Origin of the sequence: uncultured Nitrospira sp. (genome assembly GCA_902500695.1) — a bacterium.
In the GTDB taxonomy this organism is placed as follows: Bacteria; Nitrospirota; Nitrospiria; order Nitrospirales; family UBA8639; genus Nitrospira_E.
In genome coordinates this window covers 1-8772 of sequence record CABVRQ010000120.1, presented here as the reverse complement: position 1 = coordinate 8772, position 8772 = coordinate 1, and the positions used below count along the sequence as shown (strand labels likewise).

Annotated in this window: 7 protein-coding genes; 5 read left to right on the top strand and 2 right to left on the bottom strand. The window is 51.0% G+C overall.

Features of this window, described 5'->3' with window-relative positions:
* Positions 1–183 precede the first annotated feature (183 nt).
* The 5 genes from AAH187_RS18170 (at position 184) to AAH187_RS18150 (ending at position 6416) form a co-directional block, all read left to right on the top strand.
* Positions 184–999, top strand: coding sequence for a CPBP family intramembrane glutamic endopeptidase (locus AAH187_RS18170; protein WP_342349904.1), 816 nt, complete (start codon positions 184–186; stop codon positions 997–999).
* A gap of 446 nt (positions 1000–1445) precedes the next feature.
* Entirely contained in the window at positions 1446–2336 is an 891-nt protein-coding gene (locus AAH187_RS18165; RefSeq protein ID WP_342349903.1) for a formate/nitrite transporter family protein, read from the top strand.
* A 53-nt stretch (positions 2337–2389) separates the two neighbouring features.
* The gene (locus AAH187_RS18160; protein WP_342349902.1) at positions 2390–4006 is read left to right on the top strand and encodes a ferredoxin--nitrite reductase; all 1617 of its coding nucleotides are present in this window, start codon (positions 2390–2392) and stop codon (positions 4004–4006) included.
* Positions 4007–4104: 98 nt separating this feature from the next.
* Positions 4105–4623, top strand: coding sequence for a TIGR03546 family protein (locus tag AAH187_RS18155; protein WP_342349901.1), 519 nt, complete (start codon positions 4105–4107; stop codon positions 4621–4623).
* Complete coding sequence (locus AAH187_RS18150) at positions 4623–6416, top strand: TIGR03545 family protein (RefSeq protein ID WP_342349900.1); 1794 nt, start codon at positions 4623–4625, stop codon at positions 6414–6416. Before AAH187_RS18155 ends, AAH187_RS18150 begins: the two co-directional genes overlap by 1 nt.
* A 19-nt stretch (positions 6417–6435) precedes the next feature.
* On the opposite strand, the gene sthA is transcribed toward AAH187_RS18150, so the two are convergent.
* Together sthA and AAH187_RS18140 are read right to left on the bottom strand one after the other, a co-directional pair.
* Positions 6436–7854: a Si-specific NAD(P)(+) transhydrogenase gene (sthA, locus tag AAH187_RS18145; protein ID WP_342349899.1), complete on the bottom strand. Its 1419-nt coding sequence runs from the start codon at positions 7852–7854 to the stop codon at positions 6436–6438.
* A gap of 300 nt (positions 7855–8154) precedes the next feature.
* On the bottom strand, positions 8155–8772 hold a 618-nt coding region (locus AAH187_RS18140; RefSeq protein ID WP_342349898.1), incomplete at its 5' end, for a hypothetical protein.

Here is an 8772-nt window from a genome sequence, read left to right as displayed (position 1 = left end):
GTAATCTAATCCTGGGCAAATTTGCCCTTGAAAATCTATATTATTCAACACTCCCCAAATGATTGTCGTTCCGGGTTACCGCATGGGTTGAGGTGTGCTGGTATAGAAGAATGGGTGACTTCTGTTTACAAGGTCTGTCTTGTTGAGACATCAAGAAATTGCGCCAACACCCGAAAGAACATTATGCCTCTCCCGGTCCTCTGCTCTGATGATTCTCCATCCCAAGCTCCACCCCGGTTGAAACCCTGGCTGGGTGCATGGTCGGCGTTCCTGATCGTTGGATGTTTCTATGTTGTTCAAGCCCTTGGGATCTTCATGGTTTCTGCTGTGGGCGGGGTGGTGGTGACGCTGGCCGGGGGAATTGACGTCGGGACGCAGTTGGGTCCGGTATCCCCGTATAAGGAAATTTGGTTACTTCCCCTGTCGTTATGTGTGGGGACGATGGGAGCCATGCTGGTGTCGATACACCTGGCGAAACGGCGAGTGATTTCATCTTTAGATGCAAATGGATTCCGGGAGCTACTTGGGAAATCCTATGATTTTCGAAATCTATGGCGTTTTGTTTTGATGGGATTAGTCTTAGGTTTTGGATTTGTTGCCTTTACTGAATATGGTGTGCTCCCGTCAGACGATCTTGCTCAACCGCTCTTTGATGCTATGATCAGTGCGCCTCTTCCGTTACAGGTTCTATGGGCTTTGATGTTTATTGGGGTATTTCCTGTTGTAGAAGAGGTGCTCTTCCGGGGGTTCTTGTTTACCGGAATGTCGCAATCCTGGGGACCGGGTTTGGCTGGTTTCATGACCACGATGATCTTTGTTGGAGTGCATATGCCGAAAGTGCTTGAGTATTGGCCGGCACTATTAGCCGTTTCGTTGGTTGGTTCGTTGACGGTCCTGTTACGCATTCGAACAGAAAGTCTTGCGCCAGGAATCGCGCTCCATAGCACGTATAATGGCGTGTTAGTCACGGTAGCCTTTCTCGCTCAAACCACTTCGTAGTGCATCCGGTTTGCGTGGGGACTTCGTTGTTAGCTTTTTCCTAAACTGATTGAATAGGTCTTTAGCCCTGATTGACAGGGGCTGATATGTCTGCTAAATATTTGAATAGCAACAAAGATGTTGCTGGTCGTTCAGCAAAGACGTAGTTGTGGACAATGATCGTCCAATTCCTTATCGAGGGATTGGGCTTTTTTTTTAGTCGAATGCGAAACAAGGGGTGATAGGCTCAGGGAACTGACGGTTCGAGCCGACAACCGACCGAAACGAACGGTTTAGGAATTCGGCAAGAACAAAGAAATCATACTCCATCATTTCGAGGAGTGAACGGTGGGGGAAGTGGCAAAGGCGCCACTGCTTGGGCAAGGCGGAATAATCCAGCCTTAGGTCAGGCAGTTGGCGCTTTTTTATTGGTCGTGATCACGGAATAACAGAATAAGGAGAGAGTCATGCATACGGTGGATGTCGAACGGATGGTTCAGCTGGCAGAGAAGAAAGTGGGGTACTTCCGAAGTAATCCCATTGGGTACCTCGTCTTATCCGCCCTGGCAGGCATTTATCTCGGTTTTGGGATTTGTTTGATCTTCAGTGTGGGTGCTCCATTTTGGGCCGATGGATCAGCCGGGTTTAAATTAGTGATGGGCGTGTCCTTTGGCATTGCGCTGACGCTCGTCATCTTTGCGGGCTCGGAACTGTTTACCGGAAACAATATGGTGTGTGCCCTTGGTGCGTTGGCCAAAGCCATCACGATGAAACAGGTCGGTCAGATTTTTTTCTGGTCGTTTGTGGGCAATCTCGTTGGATCGTTGGGGTTGGCTTGGTTGGTGGTCCAATCGGGAGTGGTGGGGAAGGCGCCGCAAAGCGATCTGCTGCTCAAGGTGGCCGCGCTTAAAATGAACCTTCCGATGTGGGAGTTGTTTATACGCGGGATTCTTTGTAATTGGCTCGTCTGTTTGGCGGTGTGGACGGCAGCCCGCACGACCAATGATGCGGCGAAGATCATGCTGATTTTTTGGTGTCTGTTCGCATTCATCGGAAGCGGGTTTGAACATAGCATTGCCAATCAATCGCTCTTGGGCATTGCCTTGTTTCTCCCTCATGGCCCGGATATTTCCTGGACCGGTTTTTTGTGGAATCAGATGTGGGTCGTGTCCGGGAATATTGTCGGTGGAGTCGTATTTATGGGAGGAGCCTATTGGATCATCAGTCCTGTGCGTGGGTGGATCAAGAAAACAGAAGCCGTAGCGGAAGGTGTGTCACTTGAATCGTCACGGAGGATTCATGTACCAGCGGAGAGGGAGTTATTGCCTCAGCCCTTGGCGGTTGGCCGGGAGAATTAGGAAGTTGACCAGGCCGTGTGACTGAATCAAGAAAGAAACGCGAAAGGATTCTGATGAATAAGATTGAGGTGCTCAAAGGCGAAAAAGACGGGTTGGACATCAAGGAGGATATTGCCCGATATGCCGAATTGGGGTGGGAGGCGATCCCGGATGAAGATATTCAACGGTTGAAATGGTATGGACTCTTCCTTCGAAATCCCACACCAGGTTTTTTTATGATCCGGGTCCGCATTCCAGGAGGAAGAACCACTTCGGTTCAAATACGCACATTGGCGCATCTCGCCAACACCTATGGAAATGGCGTGTTGGACCTGACGACCCGTCAGCAGTTTCAGTTGCGGCACCTGAAGATTGAGCATGTCCCGGAAGTCTTTCGCCATATGGAAGAGGCGGGCCTCTTCTCGTTGCAAACCGGCATGGACAATGTCCGCAATATCATGACGTGTCCAGTTGCCGGGTTGACGGCGCAGGAACAACAGGACACCACGGACCTGGTGAAGCGGCTCACAGAAGCCCTGGTAGGTCATCGGGCCTATTCGAATCTCCCGCGAAAATTCAACCTGGCCATTACCGGCTGTCTCGATAATTGTTTACATCTTGAAACACAAGATCTGGCACTGGTTCCTGCGACGGTCGAGGGGCAGGACGGAGCGATCATCGGATTTAATCTGTTAGCGGGGGGAAAACTCGGATCTGGCGGATACCGCATTGCCACGCCTCTAGACGTATTCGTCACCCCCCAGGAAGTGGTGGCGGTGACCGGAGCCATCCTTCGCGTCTTTCGCAATCATGGATTTCGGGAATCCCGTACGACTGCCAGACTGGCTTTTCTGTTGGATGACTGGGGCGAAGAACGATTTCGCCTGGAAGTCCAGCGGGAAGTAGGATGGGAATTATCCCGAGCAGGAACCGATTCACGGAAGCACTCCGTCAATGATCATATGGGCGTCTACCGGCAAAAGCAGCCAGGCTTGAACTACGTGGGGCTTAAAATTCCCGTCGGCCGTATACAAGCGGATGATTTACAGGGAATAGCCGGTCTGGCTGAAACCTACGGCACCGGGGAATTACGCCTGGCGGCTAATCAAGCCGTGGTTATACCACATGTTTCTGACCGCGTGTTAGGAGACCTGACGGAAGAGCCTCTTTTACAACGCTTTGTCTACAATCCCACTCCAATACAAAAAGGCCTAGTCAGTTGTGTGGGAAGCGACTACTGTAATCTCGCAGTCATTGAATCCAAAAGCCGGGCGGTGGAAACCGCGAAGCGAATTGAAGCGATGATCGGCACAGAGATGAAGCCCATCACCATGCACTGGTCGGGATGTCCCGCCGGGTGCGGAAATCATCTCGTGGCCGATGTCGGGCTGTTAGGAAAGAAGATCAAAGTCAAAGGGCATATTGTCGAAGCCGTGGATATCTTTGTCGGCGGCCGATCAGGTCCCGATCCCAAACCGGCGATTAAGTTGCTGGAGGATGTGCCCTGTGACTCGCTGGCGGAGGTATTAAGCGGAATCCTTCCGTATCATTCCCGCGAGAAAATGCATCGCACGAAGGCCAAGTCTATAAGTAAACGTAGCGTACCTCGGCGTGCCACTGAGCCGGAAAAGCCAATCAGCGGAAAGAGCGAAACAGCTGCGGCTTTTCTCACGTCAACAAGTATGAATTAAGCCACAACTTGCTTGAAAACCTCCTTCATCCATTGGGTGGACGTAGTGCCGGTTCAAAGGTATTCTGGTATTGTGCCCATGGATTGACTTTTTGACGAATGATTAAGCTTCTCGCCAAACTCCTTCGTGTGCTGAATTCCGAGACTGAGCCTGGACAACTCTCCTTGGGGTTGTGTTTTGCCATGGTCGTTGGATTTACGCCGCTTCTGAGCTTGCACAACTTCGTTGTGCTCCTGCTGGTATTTATGCTGCGCGTGAATTTATCGGCATTTTTGTTGGGCCTGGCGCTGTTTACGGGAATTGCCTATCTCCTTGATCCGCTCTTTCATCTGCTGGGGCTGGCCCTTCTGACCCTTCCATCGCTGGAAGCGTTTTGGACCTCCCTCTATCAATCGGTGTGGTGGCGATTGGAGCATTTCAATAATTCCGTTGTAATGGGCAGCCTGGTTTTTTCTGTGGCTATCTTTGTCCCTGTTCTACTCCTTTCGAACCTCCTGATTCGTCGCTATCGACAACATGTTCTGGCCTGGGTGCAAAAAACCCGGATTATGCAAATGTTTAAAGCCAGCAAGTTGTATCAGACCTACGAAACCTTTTCGTCATGGAGGCCTGGCTGATGACGAAATGGATTCGGTGGTGGGGGCTAGGGGCGTTTGTCGTGTTCGCAGGCATTTTAGGTTGCGTGTGGATATTTTTTGTGGATGGATGGGTGAAAAGTTTGATCGAAGGGGCAGGGACCGAAGCCGTGGGAGCTAAGGTAGAGCTGGATGCGGCTGATCTCAGCTTGTTTCCCGCTGGCCTCTCGTTGACCAGACTGCAAGTGACTAATCCTAAGAAGCCTATGACGAATGCGGTGGAAGTGGCCCACGTGAATATGGGTTTAGACGGACTGAATCTCCTACGGAGAAAACTTATTGTTGAAGAAATGGCATTGGAAGGCGTTCGGTTGGCCACTCCAAGATCCACATCCGGCGTTGTGAAGCCAGGGTCAGACGTGTCTGCTGAGGGGGAAGAGTCCGGGATGTTTTCTCTTGCGCTTCCGGCTCTTGAAGTGCCTGACGTGAAAAATATTTTAGAAAAAGAAGACCTGGAAACCATCCGATTGATTGAGGCATTGAAAGCGGATGTTGAGCGGGAAAAAGAGGCATGGGAGGCAAGGTTGAAAGAGTTGCCGGGGAAAGCCCAGTTGGCCGAATACAAAGAACGGGTAAAAAGTCTGAAAAAGGCTGGAAAAGGCGGACTGGAAGGCGTTTTGGGTGGAGTGGGGGAAGTGCAGGCATTGAAACAGGATATTGAGCAGGAAATTGAATCGCTCAAGGGGGCGAAGAAAGAGTTCGAAGAGAAGGTGGCGTTACTGCGCACACGCCTCGATCAGGTGAAAACCGCACCGCAACGGGATATTCAACACCTCAAGGCCAAATACAATTTATCTCCAAAAGGATTGGCTCATGTGAGTCAAACATTATTGGGATCCCGGATTGGATCATGGGTTCATCAGGGAGCGGCCTGGTATGAACGAGCGAAGCCGTATCTGGAAGGAGCCCCCGCAGGGGGAGGGGACGATGGCCCTCAGGTGCACAAGCCTTTGCGTGGGAAGGGTGTGGATGTGCATTTTAAGGAAGTGCATCCGCTTCCCGATTTCCTGATTCGTTTGACGAAGGTATCGGTCAGTTTAGGCGCAGGTGATTTGGCGGGGACTTTTCATAATATCACCACCGATCAACCAACATTCGGGCAACCCACAACGTTTGCTTTTTCCGGAGACCGGTTGAAAGGGGTACAGTCTGTCTCGTTGGAAGGGGTTCTCAACCATGTGGTGCCTGCCGATTCCAAGGATCATCTGATGGGACAGGTGAAAGGGTATGAACTGGACAATCTCGCATTATCCAAAGATGATAAATGGCCCGTCACACTGGCTAGCGGGGTGGGTGATGTCAACGTAAACGCGGAACTTAAGGACCAGGGATTAACGGTTCATGTCACAGGGAATTTCCGCAGCCTTCACTTCTCGGCAGGAAAAGAGGGTGATACCAATCCTTTAACCAAATCCCTCAGCTCTGCCGTGACGGGTGTATCTGAGTTTTCTGTTCAGGCTAATGTGACGGGGACATTGGAACAACATGAAGTCACGGTATCCTCCGATCTGGATCGTCTTCTTCAGGATGCGGCTGGCAAGATGGTGAATGAATTGGGTGCAAAATTTGGCACTGAACTTCAATCGGCCATCTCGGCGAAGATGGCCGAACCGATGCAACAACTCCAAAGTAATTTGTCCGGGTTTGAAGAAATTGCGGCTCAATTAACCGAGCGGGTCACGCAGCATGATGCTGTACTCAAAAGTCTTCTTGAAAAAAGCCTTCCTATCAAAGGATTAAAGGATCTTCCCGGCGGACTCAAGCTACCGTTTTAATCGTGACGTGAAAGGCGTGCTATGTTTCACAAAGTTTGTTGTAGGCGTCGAGGGCCGCAACTTTGTAGCATTCCGCTAGCGTGGGATAATTAAAGACGGTCGTGAGGAAGTATTCGAGCCCCCGTTCGGTGTGAAGGATGGCCTGTCCGATGTGAATGAGTTCTGTGGCTCCCGTTCCGATCACATGTACGCCCAATAACCGGTGATCGTTTCGATGAAATAACAGTTTCAACATGCCGTTTAAATCTCCCATGATTGTGCCACGAGCGATTTCGCGGTAGCGGGCTATTCCCACCTCATACGGAATTTTCTGGTGGGTTAGTTGTTCCTCTGTGGCTCCCACCATCGAAATTTCCGGAATGGCATAAATACCAACAGGGAACAGGCTTGTCATGGGGTTGGCTTCCAGGCCAAAGGCATAGCAGGCCGCCAAACGGCCTTGCTCGGAAGATGTAGCGGCCAAGCTCGGAAAACCGATGACATCACCTGCCGCCAGAATATGCTGGACCGGGGTGCGATATTGTGAATCCACCGGCAGGCGGCCGCGGGCATCCACGGTCAATCCCGCCTTCTCAAGTTGGAGTGTTGCCGTGGCACCTGTTCGTCCGACGGAATAGAGGGCAAGGCCTGAGACCAGTCGTTTTCCGGAAGCTAAATGAATCACGACTTTTCGGGATGGTGTGTTCGCAATTTCTAATTTTTCGACAGTTTCACCAAGCCGAAAGGTGACCTGGTGATTCCGCATTTGATAAATAAGCTCATCAACAATCTCACCATCGAGAAATTCCAAGGGACGAATTCGTGAATCCACAAGGGTGACTTCGACGCCAAGTGCTCCTAACATTGAGGCATATTCAATTCCGATGATCCCGGCTCCAACCACGGTCATGGTTCGTGGGAGCTGTTGCAGGTGAATGATGCCATCACTGTCAAAAATATATTGGCCGTCAATGGGAATGTTGGGAGGAGGCGTCGGGATGGTCCCCACGGCAATCAGAATGTGGGTACTCGACAGGGTTTGTGACTGGTTATCGGTATGAACCAACAGGGTGTGGGGATCCACAAAAGTGGCTTCCCCTTGGATGAGTTCCACATCGTTTCTTCGTAATTGATCGTTCATCACCTCACCTTCGGTGCGAATAACATCCGACACGCGCGCGACCAGTTGCTCGGCCGTGGGTCGAATTTTCGCTGTATCCGTTGGACGACCCCAATGTTGATGGGGTCCGGTAAAGGACATGACGGCTTCTCGAAAGGTTTTACTGGGAATGGTCCCGGTCTCTAAGCAGGCGCCGCCCACTGTACGCTTTTTTTCAATGACCGCGACGCGTTTGCCTATTTTGGCGGCTTGAATCGCCGCCCGTTGTCCCGCTGGTCCGCTACCGATACAAATGAGATCGTATTGAAATTGAGAGGGTGTGGCGATTGAGGAGCTCATGAGGATAAGACGAGGCAGAATGCCGTTATGAATGATCCCTCAGAGCATAGCGTGAGAAAAGAGGGAAGTACAGATGAAATTTTCCATGGATCCGACTGCTTCACGATCCTGCAGAAATTGCATGAGCCCCTTGTGAGTATTTTCGCGCAAGGAAAGCTTGCGTTAAACGTGTTTTCATCAAAATTCTCCAACAAAAGAGATATTCTCAACAATGCGTGCTGGTTATCAGCCTTTCACTTCTCCGGTCAGTTATCCCAATAAGGAAAGAAAAGATCTGTGTATGAATTGGCGAGGCGATTCTCAAGATTGGGAAGCTCGTGTGAGCGTGTGGATGATGATTTCGGGAAAGCAGAACAGGCGAATCGGAAATAAAGACGTGCCGACTCCTCGAGAGGTGTATCCTTGCATGGAATGGTATTGCCATGGGCCTGCTTTAAAGGACCTGGGGCAGCGGCAATGGGTAATGATGGGATTGCCACCAGGAAGGCAGATTTGGCCTCCGTGGGAGTGGCCGCAGAGATAGAGGTCCATGCCGGCGGTACAGGCTTCAGGAATAATTTCCGGCGAATGCACTAAGAGAATTCGCACCGCGTCGGTGGGTGCGAGGCGTACGGTTTTCTCCAGATCACCCGTTTCGTAATAATGAACATCATCTAACCCGAGGAGCCAAATCGCATCCGACCCCTTCTCCAGGGATTGAGCTTCATTGAGCAGCATTCGGATTCCACACCGCTCAAGCCCGGGCACCATTTCCAGCCAATCATGATTCCCCAAAATGCCCGTGACCCCGTAAGGAGCCTTGATGGTCTTCACCAATGCTTCCATGAGTATCAACGTTTTGTCATAATGGCCATAGGTGAGAAAGCGAAAATCACCGGTCATGACGCACAGGTCGTACTGCAGCCTGGACATGGCGGC